The 25,472-nt window shown below is 54.3% G+C and carries 18 protein-coding genes and 1 tRNA gene; 12 read left to right on the top strand and 7 right to left on the bottom strand.

Annotation, left to right across the window (positions count from 1 at the left end; all coding sequences use genetic code 11):
• Window positions 1-30: 30 nt before the first annotated feature.
• Window positions 31-1,701, bottom strand: a complete 1,671-nt coding sequence (locus KCQ76_RS03115; RefSeq protein WP_046202796.1) for a zinc-dependent metalloprotease — start codon at window positions 1,699-1,701, stop codon at window positions 31-33.
• A gap of 97 nt (window positions 1,702-1,798) precedes the next feature.
• On the opposite strand from KCQ76_RS03115, the gene KCQ76_RS03110 reads away from it, so the two are divergent.
• The 3 genes from KCQ76_RS03110 (at window position 1,799) to KCQ76_RS03100 (ending at window position 6,708) form a co-directional block, all read left to right on the top strand.
• Entirely contained in the window at window positions 1,799-2,842 is a 1,044-nt protein-coding gene (locus tag KCQ76_RS03110) for a YlbL family protein (protein ID WP_046202636.1), read from the top strand.
• A gap of 474 nt (window positions 2,843-3,316) precedes the next feature.
• Window positions 3,317-4,267, top strand: coding sequence for an ATP-binding cassette domain-containing protein (locus KCQ76_RS03105; RefSeq protein ID WP_052722180.1), 951 nt, complete (start codon window positions 3,317-3,319; stop codon window positions 4,265-4,267).
• Complete coding sequence (locus KCQ76_RS03100; RefSeq protein WP_046202635.1) at window positions 4,267-6,708, top strand: YhgE/Pip domain-containing protein; 2,442 nt, start codon at window positions 4,267-4,269, stop codon at window positions 6,706-6,708. The genes KCQ76_RS03105 and KCQ76_RS03100 overlap by 1 nt, the downstream gene beginning before the upstream one ends.
• Window positions 6,709-6,837: 129 nt before the next feature.
• Here the strand turns inward: KCQ76_RS03100 and KCQ76_RS03095 are convergent, their stop codons facing one another.
• Window positions 6,838-7,365: a PPA1309 family protein gene (locus KCQ76_RS03095; RefSeq protein WP_046202634.1), complete on the bottom strand. Its 528-nt coding sequence runs from the start codon at window positions 7,363-7,365 to the stop codon at window positions 6,838-6,840.
• A 287-nt stretch (window positions 7,366-7,652) separates the two neighbouring features.
• Here KCQ76_RS03095 and KCQ76_RS03090 point away from each other — a divergent pair, with 287 nt between their 5' ends.
• Window positions 7,653-10,712: a UPF0182 family protein gene (locus tag KCQ76_RS03090; RefSeq protein WP_046202633.1), complete on the top strand. Its 3,060-nt coding sequence runs from the start codon at window positions 7,653-7,655 to the stop codon at window positions 10,710-10,712.
• Window positions 10,713-10,798: 86 nt separating this feature from the next.
• Window positions 10,799-10,872 (top strand) — tRNA-Met (locus KCQ76_RS03085).
• 62 nt (window positions 10,873-10,934) lie between these two features.
• Here the strand turns inward: KCQ76_RS03085 and KCQ76_RS03080 are convergent.
• The 4 genes from KCQ76_RS03080 to KCQ76_RS03065 are packed head-to-tail and all read right to left on the bottom strand — an operon-like array spanning window position 10,935 to window position 16,290.
• Entirely contained in the window at window positions 10,935-12,689 is a 1,755-nt protein-coding gene (locus tag KCQ76_RS03080; RefSeq protein ID WP_052722181.1) for an ABC transporter ATP-binding protein, read from the bottom strand.
• 3 nt (window positions 12,690-12,692) lie between these two features.
• A complete protein-coding gene (locus KCQ76_RS03075) occupies window positions 12,693-13,538 on the bottom strand; it encodes an ABC transporter permease (protein ID WP_046202632.1) in 846 nt (281 codons plus the stop codon).
• Window positions 13,531-14,607 carry an ABC transporter permease gene (locus KCQ76_RS03070; RefSeq protein WP_231725327.1) on the bottom strand — a complete coding sequence of 359 codons (1,077 nt, stop codon included), beginning with the start codon at window positions 14,605-14,607 and terminating at the stop codon, window positions 13,531-13,533. The genes KCQ76_RS03075 and KCQ76_RS03070 overlap by 8 nt, the downstream gene beginning before the upstream one ends.
• 3 nt (window positions 14,608-14,610) lie before the next feature.
• A complete protein-coding gene (locus KCQ76_RS03065; RefSeq protein WP_052723058.1) occupies window positions 14,611-16,290 on the bottom strand; it encodes an ABC transporter substrate-binding protein in 1,680 nt (559 codons plus the stop codon).
• 417 nt (window positions 16,291-16,707) lie between these two features.
• On the opposite strand from KCQ76_RS03065, the gene KCQ76_RS03060 reads away from it, so the two are divergent.
• The 7 genes from KCQ76_RS03060 (at window position 16,708) to KCQ76_RS03030 (ending at window position 25,032) form a co-directional block, all read left to right on the top strand.
• Complete coding sequence (locus KCQ76_RS03060) at window positions 16,708-17,823, top strand: ABC transporter substrate-binding protein (RefSeq protein ID WP_052722183.1); 1,116 nt, start codon at window positions 16,708-16,710, stop codon at window positions 17,821-17,823.
• A complete protein-coding gene (locus KCQ76_RS03055) occupies window positions 17,820-18,920 on the top strand; it encodes a FecCD family ABC transporter permease (RefSeq protein ID WP_221914785.1) in 1,101 nt (366 codons plus the stop codon). The genes KCQ76_RS03060 and KCQ76_RS03055 overlap by 4 nt, the downstream gene beginning before the upstream one ends.
• Window positions 18,921-18,934: 14 nt before the next feature.
• Window positions 18,935-19,756 (top strand): ABC transporter ATP-binding protein, encoded by an 822-nt coding sequence (locus KCQ76_RS03050; protein ID WP_082089764.1) that lies wholly within the window; start codon window positions 18,935-18,937, stop codon window positions 19,754-19,756.
• Window positions 19,757-19,858: 102 nt separating this feature from the next.
• Window positions 19,859-20,860, top strand: a complete 1,002-nt coding sequence (locus tag KCQ76_RS03045) for an ornithine cyclodeaminase (RefSeq protein WP_046202628.1) — start codon at window positions 19,859-19,861, stop codon at window positions 20,858-20,860.
• A complete protein-coding gene (locus tag KCQ76_RS03040) occupies window positions 20,851-22,407 on the top strand; it encodes a type III PLP-dependent enzyme domain-containing protein (protein ID WP_052722184.1) in 1,557 nt (518 codons plus the stop codon). Before KCQ76_RS03045 ends, KCQ76_RS03040 begins: the two co-directional genes overlap by 10 nt.
• A complete protein-coding gene (locus KCQ76_RS03035) occupies window positions 22,404-23,570 on the top strand; it encodes a PLP-dependent cysteine synthase family protein (RefSeq protein WP_082089765.1) in 1,167 nt (388 codons plus the stop codon). The genes KCQ76_RS03040 and KCQ76_RS03035 overlap by 4 nt, the downstream gene beginning before the upstream one ends.
• Window positions 23,560-25,032: an MATE family efflux transporter gene (locus tag KCQ76_RS03030; RefSeq protein WP_231725325.1), complete on the top strand. Its 1,473-nt coding sequence runs from the start codon at window positions 23,560-23,562 to the stop codon at window positions 25,030-25,032. The genes KCQ76_RS03035 and KCQ76_RS03030 overlap by 11 nt, the downstream gene beginning before the upstream one ends.
• Before the next feature lie 99 nt (window positions 25,033-25,131).
• On the opposite strand, the gene KCQ76_RS03025 is transcribed toward KCQ76_RS03030, so the two are convergent.
• The gene (locus KCQ76_RS03025; RefSeq protein ID WP_231725323.1) at window positions 25,132-25,467 is read right to left on the bottom strand and encodes an SDR family oxidoreductase; all 336 of its coding nucleotides are present in this window, start codon (window positions 25,465-25,467) and stop codon (window positions 25,132-25,134) included.
• Between the last annotated feature and the right edge of the window lie 5 nt (window positions 25,468-25,472).

Raw genomic sequence — 25,472 nt, 5'->3', positions numbered from 1 at the left:
ATAATCAGTGCGTATATCTAGTGCGAGTGACTATTTCTCGTCGCCGGAGCCATCCTCGCTGGCGCCGTCCTCGCCAGACCCGTCAGTATCGGTCCCGCGATCGTCCGAGTCGGCGCCAGAACCGCTGCCGGACCCATCCTCGTCACCATCACCACCAGGTGTGTTACCGGACTGTTCATTGAGTTCACGCTCTAATTTTTCAATTTCGCTAATAGGGTTGAACTCGTCGTCGTCCGATTCTCCCAGAATGCCGTCGATGAATTCGGCCGGATGGGCGATATCGTCAGCCGTGGGAAGGAAATCGGGGTGGTCCCACACATGGTCACGTCGATCAATCCCCACCGCAACAGTGAGCCGCCGCCACAGTTCTGCCGCTTCGTCGGCGTGGCTAGCAGAGAAGTCCAGTCCGGTGTTCCCCGCCATGTTTTCCAATCCGGGTTTCATCGCGCGCCGGGCTGACCAGGATTTTTGGATCGACTCCATGACCGGGATGCGGTCGAAGAGTGCGTCGGCAAGGACGTTGTCCACCCAGCCTTCAACGAGGGACAGCATGGTGTCTAACTGGATGCCCGCGTGTTCATTCGAGGCGACAATTTGGGGCGAGAGATCCATGTTTTGAATCTGCTGGAACATGTCTTGCATCCGCGATGGGTCCGAGAGTGCCTCGGGGTCAATGGACCGGGAGGCTTCTTCCATCGCGGACGTATCCAGCGACAGTCCACGTGAATACGTTTCGACGGCGAGAAGCAGACGCTCTTCGAGCCACGGAACGTAGGCGAATAGTCGCTGGTGGGCTAGTTCCCGTGCGCACAGGTAAATAAGCACCTCACGCTTGGGTTTGTTAAATTCCTCGGCAAGAGTGCTCAGCTGGCCAGTGAGCAGTGCGCTGCCATGCTTCTCATCTAAGGAGAACCCCCACTCGGAGACGCTCGTGACAGAGGTGGCAATATCCCCCAAGATGCGTCCCAGTTGCATCCCCATGTTCATGCCACCGACCTGGGCTAACATGCCGAGCAGCGAACCAGCCATCTGCTTCGCTTCTTCGGGGAGGGCATCCTTTTGTGCTTCATTAAGGCTTTCTGCCACAGGATTTATAAAGCGCTTCCAGGTGGGGAGCGTGCGGGACAGCCACTCCGACGGATCCCATACTTCAGGGACTCTTCCGTTGCTCGGCAGGATCGTCGCATTGCTGAGCCACAATTCGACCAGGCTCGTGGAATCTTCGACAGCCTTCTGATCAGACTGTCGGACAGGTGCCGGGTTGGATTGCTTAATGGTCTGGCGGGCAATCTTATCGGCCATGGCAAAATTGATGGGGCCTTTGGCATCAGGGGAGTTCATCGAAGACCCCATCCCAGACAGCATCGTCCCGAACTGGCTAAGAATGTCACCTAAACCGCCCTGACCAGAGGATCCACTTACAGCGAAACCGCCGGGAAATGCGCTAAAACCGGGTATATCACCACCCGAGCCACCACCCATATTGAAGAATGCCTCAAAGGGGTTACCGCTGCCACCAGGGGAGTTGGCGCCATCATTGCCACTATCGCCGCGACTACTATCCCCGCGACCACTGTTTCCGCTAGAAGGATTGCCCTGGCCGCTATCGCCGTTCTGGTTATTGTTGTTCTTGTCGCTGTGGTCGTTACCGTCGTTGTTGTCGTTATTGTTCGAAGAAAAACCGAAGCCGTGGTTACTCATACCCTCTACGGTACCGGCTTTGGAAAGCATCTCTCCACATGCTATTAGCGAACGGCCGTCGTCGTTGCTGGTGCGGCATCCGGTACGCTTGATCGCTGTGAGTCTGCGCAACAAGACAATTATTCTCGGTGCAATTCCCGTGGTTGCGTCTGCTGTTGCACTGAGTTTGACGGAAATCCCCGGCACCTCGATTGATCTTTCTGTGCCCTATGCTGCAGAAGGTCCTGGTCCGACATTTAATACGCTGGGCACAACGGGCGGTAAGAGTGTCGTCGACATTTCGGGAACAAAAACCTATCCGACGTCCGGCCATTTGAATATGACCACGGTGTCTGTTCGTCATGGCATGTCGCTGCCACAGGCGATTACTCGATGGGCAACAACGAACGACACACTGGTTCCGATTGAGCAGATTTTCCCCTCCAATCAGTCGCCGGAGGAAGTGAATAAGGAAAATCAGGCCGCGTTTGCGTCGTCGGAAAATAATGCGACGTCCGCAGCGATGAAGTACCTTCATCGACCGATGGCGGTCACGGTGATGTCCCAGCCCGAGGGGTCCAATCAGATCCATAAGGGGGACATCATTGAGGGGATCGATGGCAAGAAAATCGACCAGCCGCAGGATCTGGTCAAGGTTGTACGTGACCATAAAGTGGGAGATCAGGTCACCCTTCAGGTTCAGCGTGATGGCAAATCCGAGGACGTCTCCGTTCCCGTGCGACAAGGGGAGTCTGATGACACTCCGATTTTGGGCATCACCATCAAACAAGAGCCTGCCGACGGGACGACGATCGACTACCACCTGGACGACATTGGTGGCCCATCAGCGGGGCTGATGTTTACTTTGGCGGTCGTCGACAAGCTGACCCCCGACAACCTTACCGATGGAAAATTCATCGCAGGGACGGGCACGATCGACGCGAACGGTGACGTTGGGCCGATCGGTGGAGTCTCCCACAAGATTGACGCTGCGAAGAAGGCGGGGGCGACGATGTTTATGACTCCGTCCGATAACTGTACGGAGGCGCTGTCGGGTGACCATGATGGCGTTGTGCTGGCGAAGGTCAATAACCTTTCCGACGCTGTTGCCGCGTTGAAAGAGGTCAAGGCGGGCAAGAAGCCGAAGAGCTGTTCGGAGTAACGGACCGCGGTATTGGCAATCGGCGTGTCCTGTGGCAAGCGGTTGGCGATCGTTAGTGATCAGAGAAAATGTACAACGTCCGCTCTCTCAGGATGTTGTGTGCCGCCATAATGCTGTGTGATCGTGGAGAGATGGGGGTTATCATGCGGAAAGAAGGCTTTCGTACTGGATGCTAAGTTTCTACAAATGCGTGCGGTACATCCATGAAACGTCATGGCGTGGCCGAGTACATTTGTGGTCGAGCAGCAGTATTCAACCCCGGTGGCGAGTCGCGATGCGGGAGACATATCGAGTAACACAGCTTTGGATGGTGCTGGAAGGACATGGTGGGAATAGAGTGGCATGTATCGTTTGCCAAACCCCCAATGAGTACGCTTATATCTTTATAGCTAAATTGGTCTAGTCAGATCTGAAGAGCTGTGGAGTCAGGGTTGCCCCGTGATTCACAGTTTCGTTTTATACGAAGGAGTTAACGTGCGAGAGCGTCAATCTGACGGAAGTCAGCCCATCAAAGGCGTGGGTAAATTTGCCGCGACGTCGGCTCGAACACACAGAAAATCTCATGCCGACGGCGAAAGTGCTCCAGCAGTGGTCGCGGAAGATATCGCGCTGTCAGCTGCCGAAGGCCGAGTATTTGGGCATCTTAATTTCACCGTGCCCGGTAGCGGGTTGACTATTCTTTCCGGCCGCGGAGGATCAGGCCGAACATCACTAGCGTTGAGTATTTCTGGGCGGATGAAGTTGGACGCTGGTACGTTGACTGTGCTTGGGGAGCGAAAGCCTAACAAAATTAATAAAATGGTGGCAATTGCCGGGGTCGATGAGATCGATGGCCTGGATGGTGATGTTCGTCTCCGAACGGTGTTGACTGAGCATAAGAGTTGGTCACACCCATGGATAGTGTGGACGAAGCCCGCTGATCAGGAATACTATGAATCTTTGTGCGGGGATGTCTTCGGCGACCGAGCCTTACCATCATTAGACTCTTATGTCGCTGAATTGACCAGCCTGGACAACATATTGATCAGAATTTCTCTTGCGCTGGCTCCGGCAAATTCCGAAGAAATCGGACTATTGGTCATGGATGATCTCGAGCAAGTTCGAGAGTATGATTTGCGCCTTATTCTCATTCATGTTCTCTCGAGATTAGCTCAACGAATGCCAGTGATCGTGAATACGGTCAATCCGATTCCAGATTCACTCATGCCAGATCACACGTTGATTGAACTCTTTAATACGGATAACGACAGCGTTGTTCCAATAGTTGAGGAGTTACCCCCGGGGGTTCTGCAAGACAGAAACACTGCCCGTTCCACTGATTCTGTATCCGTTAATCCATCCCCTGATACCCAGGACGATATAAATAATAACGAGACTGCCAGGTTTGATGCGGTAGCCGCTGGATCCGATGAGGAGACACTTTAATGATTTCTGGTTTGAATTTGGGCTCAGAGCTCCGCCGTTTTCGTCGTTCCAAATTGGGGCGTCTGGCAGTTGGTGCCATTATCTTTATTCCTCTTCTTTATTCCTGCCTTTATTTGTGGGCTTTTTGGAACCCTTTTGGGCACGTGGAGAAGCTTCCTGTTGCATTCGTTAACGACGATAAAGGTGCGAATGTTCAGGGAAAAGAGTTACGTGCTGGTGACCAGATTTCCGATAAGTTAAAAGACGATAAGCGCATTGACTTTGACTTTGTCAGTAATGATAAGGCCACGAAGGGGGTTGAAGACGGAGACTATTACTTTATGGTCCGTCTTACGCCGGACTTTTCTAAAGCAGTCGCATCCCCCAGTGGTACAAAAGCTGAGCAGGCCGTTATTCAAACTAACTACAACACGACTAACGGCTACCTGGCAACGCTGATCGGACAGAACACCATGCGTGAAATGGTGCCCGTGATTTCATCAACCCTTGGAGAACAGGTTGTAGGAAAAGTTTTGGTCAGTATGCAAGAAGCTGGTGCAGGGATTGGCCAGGCCGCTGACGCTGCTGACAAGTTGCAGGATGGATCTAATCAAGTTGGGGACAAACTGGGAGATCTTAAGGATGGAGCTGATCAACTAGATTCTGGTCTCGGCAACGCGCATGATGGCGCGAATCAATTAGCGTCAGGTGCAACAAAAGTGAGTAGCGGGGCAAATGATCTTTCCCAAGGGGCATCGACGCTGCACGACAAGTTGGCCGAGGCCAGCACAGGCGTGAACACTCTTTCGGAAAAGATGGGTGAGGCCAAAGCAGGCTCAGATAAGATTCACGACGGCATTGGTCAGGTTGATCAAAAACTCGGTGAGGTTTCTGAGGGATCAGCTAAAGTTGCGGCGGGCGCAGACCAGATAAAGGCCCAGGTCCAGCAAAGTACTGCGCCGTTGGCAGGGATCGATGCAAAAATGGGGCAGCTCACTGGTGGCCTCGATCAGCTCGGTACCGTCGCAACGCAAGTCAACGGTGGCGTTCAGCAAATCAACGGTATCGCCCAGCAAGTGTCGAAGGCCCAAACTGGTCAGTCAGACAAAGTTAGGGCTATCGCTAGTCAGCTGCATAAATCGTCAGATCCTACAGCACAGAACGTTGCGAACCAGCTCGACGGGCTCGCGGTGCAAATTGACTCGCAGGGGTTAGGTAAGAATTCAGAAAACCTCGCCAAAGTTAACCAGCTTTCACAGGGGACGTCTGCGCTGGCTTATCAGCTTAACGATCCTTCTGCTGAGTTCCGTGGTGGGATTAACCAGCTTGCTAATGGTGCAGGACCAATTCAGAGTAAAATTAATGAGCTCAACACGGGGCTTGACCAGTTAAGTGAAGGCGCTAACACTGTGGCATCAGGGTCAAGTCAGCTGCGTAAGGAGGGCACAACACCCCTTGTTAACGCTTCGGGTCAGTTAAGTTCCGGTTTGGGACAGTTGGATTCTGGTGCCCAGACTCTTAAGGCAGGAATGCCCCAGGCTGTTCAAGGATCTGCGAAACTAGCCGATGGGGGTAAGCAACTGGCCGCTGGCACGAATCGGCTTAAAGATGGTGCTACTCAATTGTCAAGCGGCACTATCCGGCTTCAACAGGGAGCGCATAAGCTTTCCGATGGTGCCGGCAAGTTACAGGATGGCTCAGGTAAGATTTCCACCGGCTTGGGTGAGTTGAAGGACAAGTTGGGCGATGGGGCTAAGAAGGTTCCCTCATGGACGACACCTCAGCGTGAGGCGTCAGCGCGCGTCATGTCTGATCCTGCAAAGTTGTCAGCAAAGGATTTTTCAGGGGATCAAGTCTTCGGTTCCGGCCTAGCTCCGTTCTTCTTCTCATTAGCAATGTTCATCGGTGGCCTCATTACATTCTTATTGCTCCGGCCACTTCAGAACCGGGCCGTAGCATCGGGTGTTGCCCCCTTGCGCGCGGCGCTTGATGGCCTATGGCCGGCTAGCATCATCGCTATCCTTCAAGCGACGATGATTATTGTGGTCACGCTAACTCTAGTGGGAATGGATGTGGCACACCCGTGGGCACTATGGATCTTCTCAATCGGCGTTTCCATTGTGTTCGCTGCTATTAACCAAATGTTGAACGTCGCATTGGGGCCTGGGCCCGGTAAGGTTGCAGCGATGGCGTTGCTGATGTTGCAGATTCTTTCGTCAAACGGACTCTACCCTGTTGAGACGGAGCCTAAACTTTTCCAGTGGCTACACCCAGTTAACCCCTGGACTTACTCAGTGAACGGGTTCCGCCAATTGATGTACGGCAACATTGATCAGCGTCTGCCTCAATCAATACTGGCGCTTATCATCGTTGGTGCCATTTGTATTGGCATCACCGCGCTGTGTGCCTACCGTGACCGGAAGTGGACGGTGGAGCGGTTACACCCCGCGATCGATATTTAGTGTGCTGATGTCAGAGCGCCCCAGCTGTATAGCCGGGGCGCTCTTTTTAGGTTTGGTAGCTACTGCTTAGTTACTACTCGGTGTCATCAGTTGGGATGTAATACGGGCAACCAACAGGGGAGTAAGGCTCTAGTAGTCCGAGTCAGTCGTGAAGGAGGCGTTATCGACGGGCGTCTCGTCACTGTCTTCGACAGGCTCAAACGTCGAACGCAGGAGCTCAACAATCTCGGGAGCGATATCGGGACCTCCAAGGAGTTCGATGTTGTCTTGACCGAACGCGCCGGCTGCATCCAATTCTTCTTCGGTAGGCCGTAGCTGAAGCAAGGTAAGGTCGGGCCCGCCGTTAATCATCCCGCTAAATAGCCGAGCTTTGCGAGGACGTGAACCTGGCTCCGCGGCATTCGTGAACATAATTTCGTGGGCCAGGATCGCGCCAGCCACGGTTGGCGGCCAGGCGGTCCGGGCGACGTAATCGTGAAGCTCGTCTCCGGAGCCGATCTCCGGTAGGTCTTGGACAACGAGCGTTAAATTTTGTTCCTCCTCCTCATTAATGAGGTTTCCCGTTTCTCGGGCAATAATTGTCCCCGGAACTAAGCCAAACAATGTTGGGGGCTGATCCCACCCTTCGGCGTGAATAAAGTCAACAGCTTCACGCATCGCTCGTTCTAGGAGCTGCTGTGTGGTGGGTTGGTGCCGGGTGAAATGCGAAGTATGAGTTGAAGATCGCGTCGTATTGGGTGATGTAGCAGGCGTTGATGACGAGTCTGATGACGAGGAAAAAGGACTAAATTCGGACATATAGAAAGTATTCATGCCGTGCCGGTTGGCTTGCAAGAAACACTTTTGTCGGACTTAGGCGTACGTCGAGCTCCTAGGTTATCGACGCCGGCCCAGGTTCAAGTACAGTGAACAGCAATGACCCTCTGATTAGGAGAAGCGAAAAGGTGCCCAAGTCGGTTAAGCGAAAGGCTCCCCGCCGGTGGGCCGTTGTAGCGGTGGTACTGGCCATTGTCGTCATGCTGTTGCCTGTCGCAGTAGCTGTTTTTACTGATGTCGCATGGTTTAACTCCATGAACTTTGGCCGAGTGTACGTCACCGAACTCGTCACTCGGATCGTGCTGTTTGTTGTCGTTGGGTTGCTTGCCGGCGCGTCGATATGGGCAGCCGCGTGGGTAGCCATTAAGTATCGCCCTCTTGTTCCCGAAGACGCAGACCCCCACAGTCCGCTTGAGGCCTATCGGCAGGTTATTGTTCGATCCTCACGGGCTGTTCTGGTGGGTTTGCCGCTGGTCGTCGGGCTATTCGCCGGATTAGCTGCACAGTCCGAGTGGCGCATGATCTTGATGTTTATGCATCGTGAGAGCTTCGGCGAATCGGATCCGCAGTTCCACCACGACTACGGGTTCTATGCATTTAGCGTGCCGTTCTGGTCATGGCTGCTCTCGGTCCTGTTGACGCTGACGGTTGTGGCGTTCGTCGTTAACCTCGTCATGAACTGGCTGTTGGGGGGTATCCGGACGGGGGATCCCCGCGCCGGTAAGCGGGCGACGGTGATGAGCCAAGCTCGCGTGCAGATGGCGTCGATCGCCGGAATTTTCATGGTCGTGAAGGCCGTCGACTATTGGTTCGATCGCTATCGCTTGCTGTCTAAGGACCATTCGACATTCACGGGCGGCTCCTTCACCGACATCAATGCTGTGTTGCCCGCAAAGATTGTCTTGCTCGTCGTTTCTGTTGTAGTGGCCGCAGCGTTCTTCGCGGCAATTTTCCTCCGGGATCTCAGGATTCCCGCGATGGCAGCGGTGCTGATGGTGGCGTCGGCAGGAATTATTGGAGTCGCATGGCCCTTGGTGGTGGAGCAGTTCAATGTGTCCCCGAACCGTGCTGCCAAAGAACGCGACTACATTGAGCGGAATATTAAGTCGACGCGGTACAACTATGGCCTGACTGACGAGCACGTCACCTACGACCGCAATTGGGGTGCTGATGAGAAATCGAAGTCGGATCAAAACGAGTCGGTAGCGAATGATTCGGCGACCATTTCGAACATCCGGCTGCTGGACCCCGAAGCGATCTCGGCGACATTTACCCAGCAGCAGCAGTTGAAGAATTTCTACGGGTTCCCGAGTGATCTGAGCATTGACCGCTATGAGCACAACGGTGAGATGCAGGATTATGTGGTCGCGGCCCGCGAGCTCGATCCCAAGTCGCTTTCCGGTAACCAGCAGGACTGGATCAACAAGCACACGGTGTACACGCACGGTAACGGGTTCATAGCCGCGCCGGCGAACAAAGTCGACGAGGTCGCCCGCGATGTCGGATCGTCCCGCGGTGGGTATCCGATCTATACCGTCGCTGACCTGCAGTCGAAGGACCGCACCAAGTCCGACGACCCGGATACGCTGAAGATCAAGGTTGACCAGCCGCGTATTTACTATGGCCCTGTGGTGGCTGATACCGATCAGGATTACGCCATCGTCGGTGGCGACGGGGCCGGGAAACCGCGCGAGTACGACACTGATGGGTCGAACTACACCTACAAGGGCAAAGGTGGCGTCGGAATCGGAAACATCGTGTCGCGTGCCATGTATTCCCTGAAGTATCAGTCGATGAATCTGTTGTTATCGGAAGCCGTGGGCAACGATTCGAAGATTGTATATGACCGTGACCCTCGCGATCGCGTGCATAAGGTAGCTCCGTGGTTGACGACGGATTCGCAAACGTACCCGGCTGTTATTGATGGTCGTATTAAGTGGATTGTCGACGGATATACGTCCGTGAATAACTTGCCTTATTCGGAGCACACTCAGATTTCGGGCGCGACGGAGGATTCTCTCAACCCTGGTGGGACGGAGCAGAACACCGTCGGCAATAGTGTGAGTTACATCCGTAACTCTGTGAAGGCGACGGTGGATGCTTATGACGGGACAGTTGACCTCTATGCCTTTGATGAATCTGACCCGATTTTGAAGTCGTGGCGGCGCAGTTTCCCGGGGACGGTGAAGCCGAAGTCCGATATTTCTGACGAGTTGATGAAGCACCTCCGCTACCCGGAGGATCTGTTTAAGATTCAGCGTGAATTGTTAACGCGGTATCACGTGTCGGACCCGGGCGTGTTCTTCACGAACGACTCGTTCTGGTCGGTTCCCCTGGACCCGACTGCTTCTGAGCAGGGGCTGAGGGATAAGAACCAGCCGCCCTACTACGTCGTCGCGTCGGATCCGAAGACCGGGGATCCCAGTTTCCAGCTGATTACCCCGTTGCGCGGGTTGAAGCGCGAGTTCCTCTCTGCTCACATGGCGGTGTCGTCGGACCCGAAGACATACGGGAAGATCACGGTTCGTGTCTTGCCGACGGACACCCAGACGCAGGGGCCGAAGCAGGCTCAGGACACGATGATGTCATCTGACCAGATTTCGCGTGAGCGCACCTTGCTCGAGGGCTCCAGCACGTTGATTAACGGGAACTTGCTGACCTTGCCTGTGGGCGACGGCGGGATCCTTTATGTTGAGCCGGTTTATTCGAAGCGTAAGGAGCAGGAATCTGCTTTCCCGAAGCTGCTGCGTGTGCTCGTGTTCTACAACGGGCAGGTTGGGTACGCGCCGACGATCGGTGAGGCGTTGAGCCAGGTCGGCATCGACCCGAAGGAAACCACGACAACGAAGGAAGTGGACGGATCCAATAAGGATAAGTCCGACCAGAATGATTCGGATTCCGATTCCGGATCCAACTCCGATGACAACTCTGGTGATAACAAGGACGACTCTGATAAGAACGACTCGAGTTCCACCGCGGTCAGCCCATCCAGCGATGATGTGAAGGAACTTGATGACGCTGTTCAGAAGGTCCGCGACGCGAAAAACAGTGGATCGTTCGAGGACTACGGTAAAGCCTTGGACGAGCTGCAAAAGGCCTTGGAGAAATACCAGAGCGACACTGGCTCTAGTGGGTCGACACAGCTGACAGATACCGAGGGGCCGAAGCCATCCGGTAGTGGTTCATAGCCAGTGCGCAGGCGATTTCACATTTGTTCCGCGATGCGTTAAATTATCTCTTGTCGCTGACGGAGACACGGTCTCCGTGCGACTGTCGCGGGGTGGAGCAGCTCGGTAGCTCGCTGGGCTCATAACCCAGAGGTCGATGGTTCGAATCCGTCCCCCGCTACAAAACAAGCCCTCTATCGGCAGGTAATGCCGGTAGGGGGTTTTCGTCGCTAAGCGCTGCTGTCAATCGTGGCTTTGCGCAAGGCTCTCGATATGAATCTGCCGGTCGCAACAGGTGCGAAGAAGCTCGGGGCTATGGCTGATGATCAGAATCCCAATTCCGCCGTCGCGCGCCCAGGACGTCAGCATGGTCATCGTGTGCGCAGCTGTTCCCGGGTCCAGCATGGCGGTGACCTCATCGCAGACGACGAAGTCCGGTTCGCTTGCCAACACACGCGCCAATATTGCTCGCTGGAGCTGCCCGTCTGAAACCTGGGAGGGGCGACGATCCAGCAGGTCCGGTGTCACCTGGACTTCCATCGCCGCTTCTTCGGCCGTCATTCCGTGGCTGGTTTCTTCGATGATTTGCCGCAGAGTGAACCGCGGATTGCACGCCTTCCGCGGCGACTGAAAGAGCATATTGATCTTTCCACGCGCCTGCCTCCGGCCCCCGATAACGGACGTAATATTCCGGATTTCCTCTCCGCCGCATGTCACGGTTCCGTGGTCAGTATCAAGCAGCCCACACATGATCCTGGCCAGCGTCGTCTTACCGGATCCTGACGGGCCTGCGAGCCCCACAATTTCTCCAGAGTGGATAGAAATATCCAGTTGGTTCAGAACGGGGATCGACGCTTTCTTGCCGCTAAAGCTCTTCGTGATCTTCGACCCCTCCCACACTTTGGGATGCATTTTTCTTTCCGACGCTAACTCTGCCGGCGAGCTTTCGCGTGACGCGCTCGAACCATCGTCATGTGCGGTGGGTGAAGCGTCGTGTGAAGCAGTGGAGAGTTCCTCTGCTTCCTTCAGACGTGATTCGAAGGTGACGGAGTCGTCCAGGTCCACCAGCGAGGGAGGGAAGCCAGGGATCGGAACCATGCCGCCGGAGGGAAGCGCGGCAAGCAGAGCCCGAGTATATGGGTCATGAGGGTGGTCCAGGATTGTTGACGCTGCGCCTTGTTCAACAAAACGGGAGGCGTACATCACGCTTAACCGGTCGGCGATGGCAGCGTCCCGCAGCTCCGTCACATCGTGCGTGATCAAAAGGACCGCGCGGTCAGCGTCGGCAATATCTCGCAAAAGCGAGAACAGGGAGGATTTCAATTCGGGGTCCAAGGAGGCCGTGGGCTCGTCGGCAATCACGACCTCGGGATCGCCGGCAAGGGCGAAGGCGACGGCTACTCGTTGGGCCATTCCGCCGGACAGCTCGTGGGGGTAAAGGTTCGCCACTCGGTTCGGCAGGTGGACCTGATCCAGCAGCGTCTCGATTCTCTGAGGTGCGTCGGCAGAAGGGGTGAGCTCGGTGATCGTCTCGAGAAGCTGGCTACCGACGGTCCGGACCGGGGTGAGAAAAGTTGCCGCGGACTGCGGGATCAGGCCGACGTGGTGGCCGGCGAGGGGACTCGGCTTGTCCCGCCAATCGCCGTGCTTGGCGTGGTGGTAGGCAACCATGTCTTGGGACCAGCCCGGCGATGGCGACGATTCTTGAACAATGACCGTGCCTTCCACGTGGGCAGACGACGGCACCGTGCCGACGACGGTATTCGCGATGATGGACTTACCGCACCCGGATTCGCCGATCACCGCATGGACTTCACCTGGGCATACGGTGAGGGAAATGTCTGTGTTCGCATGAACCCAGCCACGGTCCGCATGGCCGCGACCGTGGAACCGCCCACGGTGGCCGGGGGCAGGAATTCTCACGCTCAGATGCCGGATGTCGACCGAGGGGATACGCCCTTGATTAGGGGTGAGAGTTTCGTCAAGGGGGGCAGACATTAGCTAGACCTTCCCTTCGCCATAGTCATTAACACGGGAAACTAGCGAGTGCCCGACGTTTGATACTGCTAACGAAAAAACGACGAGGAACAATGCTGGGAAGACCAGAATCCACCAGCTGCCAAGCAGTACTCCGCCTTGAGCATCGCGGAGGAGAGTGCCGAGGGCGGCTCTGTGTGCGGGAAGTCCGACCCCCAGGAACGACAAGGTCGATTCATGCCAAATCGCATGAGGGACTAATAGAATAAGTCCCACGACAGATTGGCTTAATGCAGCTGGGACAAGGTGGTGTCCGATTACCCACAGGTGACCACGTCCGCCGAGGTAAGCAGCTTGGATGTAATCCGAGTGTCTAATAGTGAGCACTTGCGCGCGGGTAATACGGGCGATAGGAATCCAGTGGGTGGCAACGAGAGCCAGCACGATCGCGGTGGCTGATCCTTTGAAAAAAGAGACCACAACAAGGACGAGAATCAGATGGGGTAGCGAATTCATTCCATCAACGAAACGCATGGTCAGGCGATCAAGGAACCCGCCGGCGAGAGCAGCGGTAACCCCAATTAACGTCCCAATTATCGCGGAGAACACAGCCGTGACGACCGCGATGATGAGCGAAATCCTCAGCGCCTGTGCGGTGCGGACGAAAAGATCATGCCCGCCGGAATCAGTACCAAACCAGTAGTCCGAGCTCGGGGGACTGTACGCGTTAGCGAAGTTAACCGTCGTTTGATCCTCCGGCAGGGCAATGGGCACGACGATCGCATAGGCAACGATCACCACAATCGTGAGCACTGAAATCCAGGCGAGTAATAGACCCGACGATCGACCCTTAACTAGGTGCTTAAACATTGGCATCGACCCTCGGATCTGTGAGGACGACGCAGGCGTCGGCAAGCATGTTTCCGATTAGTACTGCGATGGTGATGAGGAGGGTCAGCGTCGATAACAACATGAAATCGAGGGATTTCGCGGAGTCGACCATCGCCTGGCCAAGGCCCGGCCAGCCGAAAATCGATTCGATAATGGTTGATCCGACAATGAGTTCCGGTAACCGAGATCCGATGAGCGCAAAGTACGAGGGTAATGACAGCGGAACGATGTGGTGCAGCATTACCGTGCGTCGATCAAGCCCACGGACACGGGTACCAGTCATTGCTTCGGATTGAATTGCTTCGCGAACGGAGGCTCTGAGGCTCAAAAGGAACCAGGGCAGCTGGCTGATTCCCAGGATGACTGCGGGGAGAGCGACATGGCGGAGAGTGCCAGCGAACGTAACAGGTTGTCCTGGATCTGTGAGCCCACCAGCAGGAGCGATAGGGATCCACAAACAAAAGACCAATAGAGCAACAAGGGCAAGGACAAAGGGGGGGAGGGACTGAAGCAAAGTGGCGATAAACCCGGCGATTCGGTCGACAAGACCACCTTCACGAAGGCCAGCCACGACACCGAGCACGAATGAGACGACCAGAGTAAGGGTTAAAGCCAGCGCTCCCAGTAGAATTGACCACCCCAGACGCTGCGCTAGGACGTCGGCTACTGGCATGCGGTAGAACCGTGATGTTCCCAGGTCACCTGTGCAGACGCTGGTCACCCATGACCACCAGGAGGCGTACCAGGGGCCTTCAATGTTGAGGGTCCGGATCAGATCCTCACGTTGTTCGTCGGTTAAAGCACCGGCGTTGCCGTGGGTATAGGCTTCGAGCGGGTCGAAGGGGCTTAGCGATGCCAAGAAAAACATCGCGGCCGTGACGGCCAACGCGAGAAGCGGCAGGGAACAGATCCGGCGGAGCATAAGGATTCCTATGTCACGCCGGCGGCTGTGGCTAGACGCCGAGATCGATCGTCGACGATGGCGATCGGTCGGATTATCGATAGGCTTTTGACCTGGGGAAATTCGGCGCAGTCTCGGTGTAGACACGGTTTAGTTGTGCCATTCCTCAATGTTGTACCAAGGCCCGAACAAGGAGCCGTGGGAATGCGGTTCGACAATCTGGTCGCCAGTTTTCATGCCATGGCTATTGAGCACGTAGGAGTGAGCGCCGTACGTGAGTGCGAGCATGGCTGGCTTCTTCCGATACTCCTGTTGGACTTTTTTGTAGATCTTGTTGCGCTTGTCCTTGTCGGACTCGGATCGCGCCTGGTCCAGCAGCTTGTCGATTTCTGGATTGACGTAGTCCGACGCGTTATCCCACTTTGCCCCGACGCCATCGGCTGCATACTTCGAATGCAAAATATGATAGATCTGTCCGTCGATGGTGTAAGGCTCACCGCCGCCGCCCAGCATGACCGGCGTGGAGTTGTACACCTCTTCGGTCACCGCGCTGGAGTCCTTGGCCACCGGGTTGATCTGAATGCCAATGGCCTTCAGGTCCGAGGCTGCGGCGAGGGTTAAATCCTTTCGGGCGGCATCGCGGTTAGGGAAGTAGATAACATCCATTTCCGCCCGCTGGCCGTCCTTGACTCTGATGCCGTCGGATTCTTTAACCCAACCGGCGTCGTCGAGAATTTTTTCCGCCTTCTTTGTGTCGTGGGGGATCTCCGAATCTTTGTCGTAGGCATCGCCATAGGCGTCGGTGATGAAGGTACTGGTTGGGGTTCCGTGGCCTGCATAAATGTCGTCAATCATCTTTTGTCGATCGACGCTGAGGTTCATGGCCATGCGGATCGCGTCGTCACCGGCGACGGGGTGAGCAGCGGGAAGGGAGATGCCCCGCCAATCCAGGGAATCAATATGCTCCGCGGAAATGTCCTTGGATTTGGCGACGGTGTCGGCCAGCTTGGCTTCGAGCATAGTGCCATCGCCTTCGCCGACGCGCATCTGCTGCGCCCGGGTGTTGTCGTCGGTGTTGTGCCGGATGACGATCTTCTCGGTCTCGGGGGCATCGCCCCAGTAGCCATCGCGCGCCTCGAGGATCGCTTCATCTGGACGTAGAGAGGTGACCTTGTATGGGCCCGTTCCAATGGGATCTGAGTTAATCTTCATGTCCTCTGCCTTCGCCGGGTTGGTGAAATCGAAGGCTTCAGACGGAGCGATAGCTCGGTAGATGCGACGGTCGAACTCGGAATCAGGGTGCTTGAGGTGGAACTTGACGGCGTGGTCCCCGTCCGGTGTGACGTCGTCGATTGATTCAACTGCCGTGGCCTCTGTGGAGGCGAAGCGCGGATCGATGATCGCTTTATAAGTGGCGACGACATCCTCCGGCCCGAAGGACGATCCGTCCGAGAAGGAAATGTCTTTCTTCAACGGGACGGTCCATTCCGTCAAATCATCGTTGGATTTGGCTTCGCCATCGGCGAGCACCGGCTTCGGCTTGGAGTTTTTTCCTGGGGAAACACGGTAGAGCGAGTCGTAGATGTGGGACTCTCCGTTTCGTCCGTGTCCAAGAAGTGGGTTGTAGTTACCGAGCTCCATATTTTCCAGGACGACGAATTGCTTGGTGGATTTGTCTGAGCTTTCGCCGTCTCCGCCGGTGGACGGCGTTGAGCATGCTGAAAGGGCCAGGGAGAGGGATGCTACGGCGGCAAGTGCGGTGGTGAAGTGGCGGCTTCGTGACTTCTTCAGGGGAGAGCGGAAGCTGGGTGAGGAGTGAGTTCGGGACACGGCAGGTCTTTCGCAGGGGAGACATTGGAAATGAAAAGTGATGTGAGTTAGAGCATGCTAAGGAAGTTCCGCCTGGTCAAATCTTACCAACCACGTATGGGGGTGAAAATATAATTCGATAAAACATTAGGTTATGAACTAAAGTCCGATTTGCGAATTCGCAGGTCATTGGAGGTGTTAGCTGACGCATTAGGGCTTACAAGCCGCTGTAATTAGGGGAGTGTTCGTCGCTAGGTGGAGTCTCACTCTAAAGAAATCTCAGAAACCTGTTGACTTACTTAGGTAAGGCTCCAATACTTTTGTTTCTCACGTGATCCCTCGTAGAACTAATGCTCCCCAGGAAGAATTGTGAAAATACTGAATACGTCAAAACGTCGAGCTAGGAGGGCAATCCTCGCTAGTATCCTTGCCGCATCGATGGCTATAGCAGGGTGTTCGGGCCCGAATTCTGACAATGACTCCAAGGCGGATGAAAAGCAGTCTGTGAAAGACGTGATGGGCAGGACCGTTGAGATACCGGCTCACCCAGAGCGACTTCTATTCGGTGGTCAACGGTTGCTGTACACCACTGCACTACTCGATAAAGAAAATCCGCTTGAGAACATCGTCGCCTGGCCAGATGATCTCGAACAAAATGACATGGCTACATACAAGAAATACAGAGAGAAATTCCCAGATATAGCCAACATCACGAAGACTGGTGAAGTGTGGGACGGCTCGATGTCACTAGAGCAAGCTCTCCAGGCTCGTCCAGACGTCTTCGTCGTCAGTGCGGGAAGTTTTGATGCTGCCAAAGAAGCTGGGTTAATCGAGGGACTTGAGAAAGCCGGTGTGCCGACCGTCACGGTCGATTATTTCATCGATCCCGCGAAAAATACGGTTCCTTCGGTCACGTTGATGGGGAAACTCACGGGGCACACCGATGAAGCCAAGAACTACACGGATTTTTATCAGGAGAAACTCGATCGAGTTCAAAAACGTCTGAAGGACTCTAATCAACCGGCGACAGACACGTTCTTGTGGCGGGCACCGGGCTACTTTGATTGCTGTTCAACCTTCAATAAATCGAACTTGGCGACGTTAGTGAACGAAGCTGGTGGTAACAATCTTGGTGACAGCATGATTGATACTAAACAAGGGCAAGTCTCTCCCGAATCCCTCGCCGGGAAGAACCCAGATGTGATCGTGGCTACCGGTGCGGATTGGTCGCCAGATCGTTCACCCGTCAAGGGAAAGAAGTACGTGGCCCTTGGTTATGACGAACCCGCAGATAAGGCCAAACAACAACTTAGCGAGGTTGTCTCCAGTCAAGCTGCTGTTTCTCAGGTTGACGCCGTGAAAAACCACCGCACTTATGCCATGTGGCACCACTTTTACGATTCCCCTTACAACGTCATCGCCATTGAATGGATGGCTAAGGCGATGCATCCGGAACTCTTTGGGGACCTGGATCCTGATGCTGACATGAAGACGCTGCATGAGCAGTTCTTGCCTGTGAAATACTCAGGTACATTCTGGACTCAGTTGTCATGAGTTCAGTTGAGTTTGAGCCGTCGGTAGCCTCCGCCGTTAATGCCCTTTCTGACGACGAAATGGAAGAAGAACTTTATGCTGCTTCGTCTCGGAAAAAGCTTTTATTTATCGCAGTTCTGGCTGTCGCACTAGTCATTTTCACTGTCTGCGATTTCTTGATAGGCGGAGGCTCGATGCCTGCTTCCGATGCGCTATCGACACTTTTCAATCCGAGTCACTCACGGCCCATTGACTATCAGATAATTTGGGATATTCGCCTACCGATGACAGTAACTGCTGTGCTCGTGGGAGGAGCACTTGCAGCCGCCGGCGCCCAAATACAAACAATTCTGGGAAATCCGCTCGCGGAACCCTACACATTGGGCATATCCGCAGCGGCCAGCTTTGGCGCAGCGCTGGCAGTAGTCACCGGCTTCTCGGCTACCACGATCGGTGGCACACTGGGAATGTCTGGGGCGGCGTGGATCTTTGGGATCGCCGCGTGCGGAATCATCATCATCTTTTCTCGGCTGCGTGGAAGCGGAGCCGAGACAATGATCTTGCTTGGTATCGCGATCGTATTTTTCTTTGACGCGATGCTCGCTCTGATGCAGTACATGGCCTCTGAAGTGCAGCTTGAGCAAGTCGTTTTCTGGACCCTAGGCAGTTTAACGCGTGCGACGTGGCCGCAAATTGGAGTCCTCGCTGTTCTCCTAGTGATTTGCCTAGCAGGCTTTTACCGCAATGCGTGGGTCCTTACAGCCTTCAGGTTGGGCGATGACAGGGCAATGTCGATGGGCATCAATGTCCCTCGCGTCCGCAATGTAACTTTGGTGGCCGTTAGCTTATTGGCTGCGACGTCAGTTGCTATGGCCGGAACTATCGGTTTCATCGGGTTGGTTGGGCCGCATATCGCGCGAATTATGGTCGGGGAGGATCAGCGGTACTTCCTGACCGCTTCCGTTCTGTCGGGCTCGGTGTTGCTGGTGAGCGCCTCGGTGTGCGCAAAGCTCATCCAGCCCGGGGTGATTCTTCCTGTAGGAATCATTACCGCCATTGTTGGCGTACCTGTCTTCGTAGCCATTATTGCCTCCTCCCGAACGCGAAACTGGTCCTAGTAGAGGTATCGACCATGTCACATGAGCCAGCTTCTAGGAGTCGTCGTTTCAATACTCGATCTGTAACGACGATCGACGGTAAAGAACAGTTTTTCCAGGGTCGCAATATCACCTTTTCCTATTCCCCCAGAGAGGCGACTCCAACACTTCAGGATGTCACGATCCCACCGTGCTCACCGGGAACTATTACGGCGTTGATTGGGCCGAATGGCTCAGGCAAGTCAACCCTATTGAGATGCCTAGCTGGGCTAGAGAAAAGCGAAGGAACCGTAGTAGGGCCGAAAGCCTTGTATCTTCCGCAAGATCCTCCTCCTAAAAGTGCCTTAACTGTGTTTGAGACCGTTCTGCTAGCCCACCAGCAAAGTCTTAAAGGATTCGCGGGGTTGCGCGTATCGCCGGAAACCCGCGCCAAAGTTCGAACTGTGCTCGCCACAATGGGGCTAGCTGAATTAGAGCATCGGCCGATGGGACAGCTCTCGGGAGGACAACGTCAGCTTGTCAGCTGTGCACAAGCCTTGATTCGGTGCCCTAAGATTTTGTTACTCGACGAACCTACGAGCGCTCTGGACTTGAAAAACCAACTATCGCTACTGGAGTGGGTTCGTGATTATGCGGTGACAACACCAGCTGCAGTGGTCCTCACGGTTCATGACCTTACCCAGGCCGCCAGAATTGCTGACCAAGTAGTAGTCCTTGACCAGGGGAGAAACGTCGGCTCAGGCTTACCTGAAGAGACCATCACCGAATCCATGCTCTCCTCGGTGTATCGCGTCCGCTCCCATGTCACTCGAGGGGAGGCTGGATTATTCATCGACGCTCTATCTCCGTTGACCTAGCTGGCCATTGCCTGGTCATTTCTTACTTTGCCTTACTTTGCAAACCCTCACCTAAATACACGCCGCACCACCCGCTTTCCTCATCCCAAGGAGGGGAAATCCATGTCCGCCATTGAAACACCAGAACTCCGCTCCGACCGGAGCCTTCGTCTACTGACGAGATCGGATTTAAAAGACATAGAGCTTGAACCGTCAAAGGTTATTGAACTTGTCGAAGACGGCTATCGGGCCCTGGAGCAAGGTCAATCTCGATGCCCTACGAAAATGATGATTGATTTACCAGTTAAAAGCCGGGATTCGATTGCGTTTTCGATGCTTGGCTTCGATGGTTACCGAGACCTTGTCGGCTACAAAACGTCGTATCGAAAGGGTGGCGATAATCCCGATCATTACTACACAACCATCACCTTGTACGACGATTCAACAGGTTTGCCGTATGTCCTGATGGACTGCCAGAAAGTAGGAGCACTCCGAACGCCTGCGACGACTGCACTCATAGCTCGACAGTGCAGTAAACCCGATCCTCAGTCGGTGTTGATGTTGGGGACCGGAATTCAAGCCGTCAACACCTTGCCTTACCTGGCGACAGCGCTACCGTCCTTGTCCACATTCACCTTTCACGGAACTCACGAAGGTGGTATCCACTCGACTCATGAGCGCTTCCGTAGATGGTATCCGGATCGGAAACTCAGGTTCACAGAGGATGTTAAAAAGGTGGTTCAGGAATCTGACATCGTTGTAGTCGCTTCCGGTCGCGCATGTCATCCACCCATCCATACTGACTGGCTTCCCAAGGGTGGCCTACTCATTTCAGTGGCATCAAAGGGCGTAGCAGATGGGGCAGTTGCAGAAGTTGATCGTGTCGTGGCCACGAGTGAGGGGCAATATGCCTTAGTCGGAAAACGTCTACGCCAGGGTAGCAACCAGCTCGACGGTGTACTTCCAGAACTCATTTCATCAGGCCGAACCATCCGAAGTCATGCCGACGAGAAAGTGTTCGCTTTTAGTTCGGGGATGATCGTGACTGATATCCCAGTTGCTGATGAGCTTGCTATGAGGGCGCTGGCAGCTGGACGAGGGCAGGAGATACAGCTATGGGATTAGCGGAACATGAGGCTCCACCCCCGTGCCTCGAGCCCATGTTGGAAAGCTGGGAGGAAGAAGTAATAGATGACCCGCATTTCCTGTATTTTCTCCGCAGATTGTCTGGAAAACCTTTTCACCTTTTACATCCGGCTACATTCAGTAAAAACTTAGCCGCATACATTGATGTGTTTGACCATCATGGAGTGGAAGGACACGTTCTCTTTGCACGAAAAGCCAATAAAGCCCAGTGCTGGCTTCATGAGGTAGCGCTTTCTGAACAGGGGTGTGATGTTGCGAGTGGGCCTGAACTCGTGGGGACCCTAGCTGAAGGTATTGACCCGAGTCGGCTCACCATCACCGGTGCCGATAAAAGTGAAACCCTCTTTTGGCTGGGTATACGGCATGGGTGCCTTTTTGCGCTTGACTCGTTGGTTGAACTCGAACGTGTAAGAAAAATCGCGAGCCAAAGTTCCCGAGTTGCTCGGGTTCTTCTACGACTACGGCCTGATACTCAGCCGAACACAAGATTCGGTCTTTCGTTTTCTGAATGGCTGAGCCATGAAAGTGTGGCACAGCGTTTAACATCGAGTTTCTCATCGGAAGATCCTACTGAGAATGGCTGCTTATCTATAGAGGGGGTCTGCTTCCATCTCGATGGCTACGACATAGACGAACGTGTACGCGCCATTCGCAGAGCCGTCGATCAGATTGCTGAGCTGCGACGACGAGGGCACTCCGCAGTCACCGTCGACATTGGGGGCGGCTTCACTGTTCCATATACAGGCCATGATGAGTGGGAGAGTTTTCAGAGCACGATAAGTACCGGGGATTACCACGCTGGCCGGGTCCCTTCAGGCACATATCCCTACGGTAATCCACTTCCTACGGGCTCCGCGATGTTGAGTTCAATCTTTGACGAAGTGGGCCCGGCCTTACGTGAGAACAGTATTTCCGTATGCATAGAACCTGGCCGTGGCCTTTTAGCTGGGGCTGGCGATACGGTCTTCTCCGTGCAAGGTGTCAAAGATCGGGTGAACTCAGAAATCGAACCTTGTCTCAATTCAGAACCGGGGGGATCAGTTAGTCTGCCGGACCCATATTCGCTCATCGTTGTGGATGGGCTATCGATGAGTCTGTCTGAGCAGTGGAAAGGACGGGAGTTTTCTCCCGATCCGACGCTATGGCCCAGAGAACCGCGGCAGAGAGAACAACGATCAATCGGTAACACAAAGACAAAGTCATGGCGCGCTGCGGTAGGGGGAGCGAGCTGCATGGAATACGACATGTTGACTTGGCGAAAGGTGTTGTTCGACAGGCCAGCAGAAGTCGGTGATCTGCTCATTTATCACAACACCGCCGGCTACCAAATGGATAAGAACGAGAGTCAATTCCACCAATTACCTTTACCCACCCGGTTCGTTCTCGAAGAGGTGTCCAAAGACGGCATGTTGCCAGACACAGTCAGTGAATCTGCGCCAACGTCTGGCCGTTTAGGTAATTCCAATTGGACAGATCTGTGGACTCTACGAATTGATCGACCACTAGTGGAGAGAGGCTGGCTATGAGCAACCGACCTAAAGATCAGAACCATGTGCTGCCGCCAAGCAATTTAGGCTCAAGCCGCGTACGAAAAGTGCCTAAAGATTCCAGCCTTCCTCGTTCGGTATGTGATCTTGTCGGCAGAACACCGCTTCTTGAGCTAGCTAGGGCAGGAAACGGAAGCCGCCTATTGATTAAGTTGGAGTGTTTTAATCCAACTGGATCGGCAAAAATTCGGATGGCGCTAGCCATGGTGCGCAGTGCTGAGCGTCGGGGAGAGATTAAACCGGGATATACCATTGTGGAGCCCACTTCGGGGAATACCGGGCTAGGACTGGCTATTGCTGCGGCTCAACTGGGCTATAAATTCATTGGGGTGGTCGATTCCCACGCGGCACCATCGAAATTGGCAGCTATGAAGGCATATGGGGCGGAACTAGTAGTTGTTGATGGTCCGTCAGATCGTCCCTCGACAATGCTTCGACGAAAGAAGGCTGAGGAGATTTGTTCCTCGTGTCCATATGTTTGGTGGCCTGATCAGCATAATAATCCGAATAATCCTTTAGGCTATTCACACCTAGCTGAGGAATTGGATAGTGCTATTTCGGCCAATATCGACGTTCTGGTTGCTTCGGTGGGCACAGGTGGAACCCTTTGTGGAACGGCGCGCCGTTTGCGCGAGCTAGGCCATTCATTAATAACGATTGGAGTTGAACCAGAAGGCTCGATCATATTTGGTCCGCCAGCCGGGGCGTACAAGCAAAGCGGTGCTGGAGCTCCAGGAGGTTTTCCGGTCGGCTGCAACGTCGACACCGAAGCTATTGACCAAGGTTTAAAGATAAACGATGTGAAAGCCTTTGCCACCTCCCGAGTCTTAGCACGCGAGAAAGGGCTGATGCTAGGCGGTACCTCGGGAGCAGCTATCTATGAGGCGCTGAGACAGTTGGCGAGTTTTCCTGCTGGTACGACGATGGTCGTGATTGCCTGCGATGCCGGTGAAAAGTATCAAAATACGATATTTGATGACCGGTGGATGATTGCCAATAAATTATTATCGGATATTGCAGAACATCAGGTTAGTGGAATGTTAAGGGCTTTTAATGACTCTATTGCCCTATCTAACCGTCAGACAGCGAATCTGAATAGATATTGTTCTACGGCAGAGGGAGCTTCTGCGCGTGGGCTCTAAAGATCGTGTTGAAACAAGCTATGACCGAAAGAAGAGTTCCGGTGAAAAGGAGCTTTTAGACGTCCAGATCCCAAGTTATCTGGAGATCTCTAGGCTTTCGTTGCCTATTGCCGGAGTTCAGCTAGCCACAGTGGCATTGACCTCGACCGATGTGGCCATGCTGGGCACGCTGAGTGTGGTGGCTATCGGAGCCGGGGGATTGGCAATGCAGTTTTATAACCAAATTCGGACTATGTGCGTCGGTATGGTTACCGCTAGCGGAAATAAGGTCGCTGAAGCAGTCGCAAAACTAGAGAACGCAGAGGCGCGAGGGGCAATCGATGATTCTCGCCGTGACGTTCTTAAAGCAGGAATTAGCAAGCAGGTACGAGTCTCATTTGAAGTAGCGACGGTCATATCTGCATTGGGTGCGATTATTGTTGCTCTTCTGGGGGTGAGTCTATTTGTTTTACCGGTCCATGGTGACACTGCCCGAATAGCTTTCGGTATGACGGTCGCATTGGCCCCGGGACTGGTTCCAATGCTGTGGCTGAACGTGTTACGACAGTACGCGGTAGGGATGCGAAAGCCGGGATCGTTACTCGTCGTTACCTTGTGGTCAATAGCGGTCAATGCTGCGGTGAACTGGTTGATGGTGACCGTTGCCCCGACTACAGCCTGGGCAGTGGCCGGAATTGGTCTCTCGACTACGGTTGTCCAGGTTTTTACTTTGGTGGCATTTTCTCTCAAGATTCGAAAAGATCCTGATCTTGGTGACTACGTGGAATTTAGACCTCAAACAGGAGATATGACAGCAGCACGTGAGCTACTCCGTATCGGGTGGCCTGTCTCCTTAACCTATGGTTCGGAAGCCGCTTTGACTACGATCGCTGGGATTGCAATGTCCATGGTTAGCCCGACGATGCTTGCAGCCCATACTGTCGTTAATCAGATCGCTTATATCGTGTATCAAGTTTGTATCGGGTTTTCTCATGGAAGTTCGATACTCGTGAGTAGGGGACTCCAGGCGAACCATCCGCGCGTTGTTATCACTGAGACCGTGCGTCGAGTGGCGATCCTTGTGGGTATCTACCTGGGCTTTATAGGGCTTGTATGGGCGACCTGTGGACGGTGGGTCGTCCGAATCTTTGCCTGGAAGGCAACTGACGAAGTTATGACCGTCGCAATAATCTTGATGTTCTTTGCCATCCTGCAGCAGTTCGCTAAGGGCTCCCAGAATGTTGCGGTAGGCCTATTGCGCGGGCTGCGCGATACAAGTTCGGGGCTCAAAGCCACATTAATCGGATACTGGTGTGTGGGAATTCCTGCACTATTCATACTCGGATTAGGCCTCCGTTGGGAAGCGTACGGAGTTTGGCTCGGGTTGATCCTCGGCTTCGGAACGACGACGTTGCTGTTGATGCGCGTACTTCGTCGAAGGGTTCGGGTGCTCCCCGCCACGCAAAACTCAAGCTTGGGCTAAAGGGCTACGAGCATACCCATATCTCTTTAGAAACGTCCCACCTATCAGTAGTAACGCTGGCAGATAGGACGCTTGGTCGGTGAAGAAAGCGCTCGCTATTTATTTATCGTCGCGCAAGTTGTTTCCTGCGGTTTCTCCGCCGTCCAGGACGAAGGATCCACCGGATGCGAACGTGGATTCGTCGGAGGCTAGGTAGACGATGAGCTGGGAGATTTCGGTCGGCTCGGCAGCTCGGTCGAGCGGAATTTGGCCGAACCCGCGCTTGAGGTTCACGGTCAATGGGGTGTTCACGCTGCCGGGGTGGACGGAATTGACTCGGATGCCGTCCTTACCCAGATCCAGGGCCGAGGTCTTGGTTAGTGTCAGCTGAAGCCACGTTGCCATCATCTGCATCAACGATTGCAGCAGAGTTCCTGGCGGGGGCAGTACAATCATGGTGT

The organism is Corynebacterium parakroppenstedtii (assembly GCF_019754935.1).
In the GTDB taxonomy this organism is placed as follows: domain Bacteria; phylum Actinomycetota; class Actinomycetes; order Mycobacteriales; family Mycobacteriaceae; genus Corynebacterium; species Corynebacterium parakroppenstedtii.
The sequence above is the reverse complement of the archived record's forward strand: the minus strand, read 5'-3'. Positions and strand labels throughout refer to the sequence as shown.

Bases quoted from the DNA above. Each gene is read 5' to 3' on its own strand.
- KCQ76_RS03115 (WP_046202796.1), bottom strand. From the start codon at position 1,701: ATGAGTAACCACGGCTTCGGTTTTTCTTCGAACAATAACGACAACAAC.
- KCQ76_RS03055 (WP_221914785.1), top strand. From the start codon at position 17,820: ATGAGTTCAGTTGAGTTTGAGCCGTCGGTAGCCTCCGCCGTTAATGCC.
- KCQ76_RS03050 (WP_082089764.1), top strand. From the start codon at position 18,935: ATGTCACATGAGCCAGCTTCTAGGAGTCGTCGTTTCAATACTCGATCT.
- KCQ76_RS03045 (WP_046202628.1), top strand. From the start codon at position 19,859: ATGTCCGCCATTGAAACACCAGAACTCCGCTCCGACCGGAGCCTTCGT.
- KCQ76_RS03080 (WP_052722181.1), bottom strand. From the start codon at position 12,689: ATGTCTGCCCCCCTTGACGAAACTCTCACCCCTAATCAAGGGCGTATC.
- KCQ76_RS03100 (WP_046202635.1), top strand. From the start codon at position 4,267: ATGATTTCTGGTTTGAATTTGGGCTCAGAGCTCCGCCGTTTTCGTCGT.
- KCQ76_RS03075 (WP_046202632.1), bottom strand. From the start codon at position 13,538: ATGTTTAAGCACCTAGTTAAGGGTCGATCGTCGGGTCTATTACTCGCC.
- KCQ76_RS03095 (WP_046202634.1), bottom strand. From the start codon at position 7,365: ATGCGTGAAGCTGTTGACTTTATTCACGCCGAAGGGTGGGATCAGCCC.
- KCQ76_RS03040 (WP_052722184.1), top strand. From the start codon at position 20,851: ATGGGATTAGCGGAACATGAGGCTCCACCCCCGTGCCTCGAGCCCATG.
- KCQ76_RS03060 (WP_052722183.1), top strand. From the start codon at position 16,708: ATGGCTATAGCAGGGTGTTCGGGCCCGAATTCTGACAATGACTCCAAG.
- KCQ76_RS03025 (WP_231725323.1), bottom strand. From the start codon at position 25,467: ATGATTGTACTGCCCCCGCCAGGAACTCTGCTGCAATCGTTGATGCAG.
- KCQ76_RS03035 (WP_082089765.1), top strand. From the start codon at position 22,404: ATGAGCAACCGACCTAAAGATCAGAACCATGTGCTGCCGCCAAGCAAT.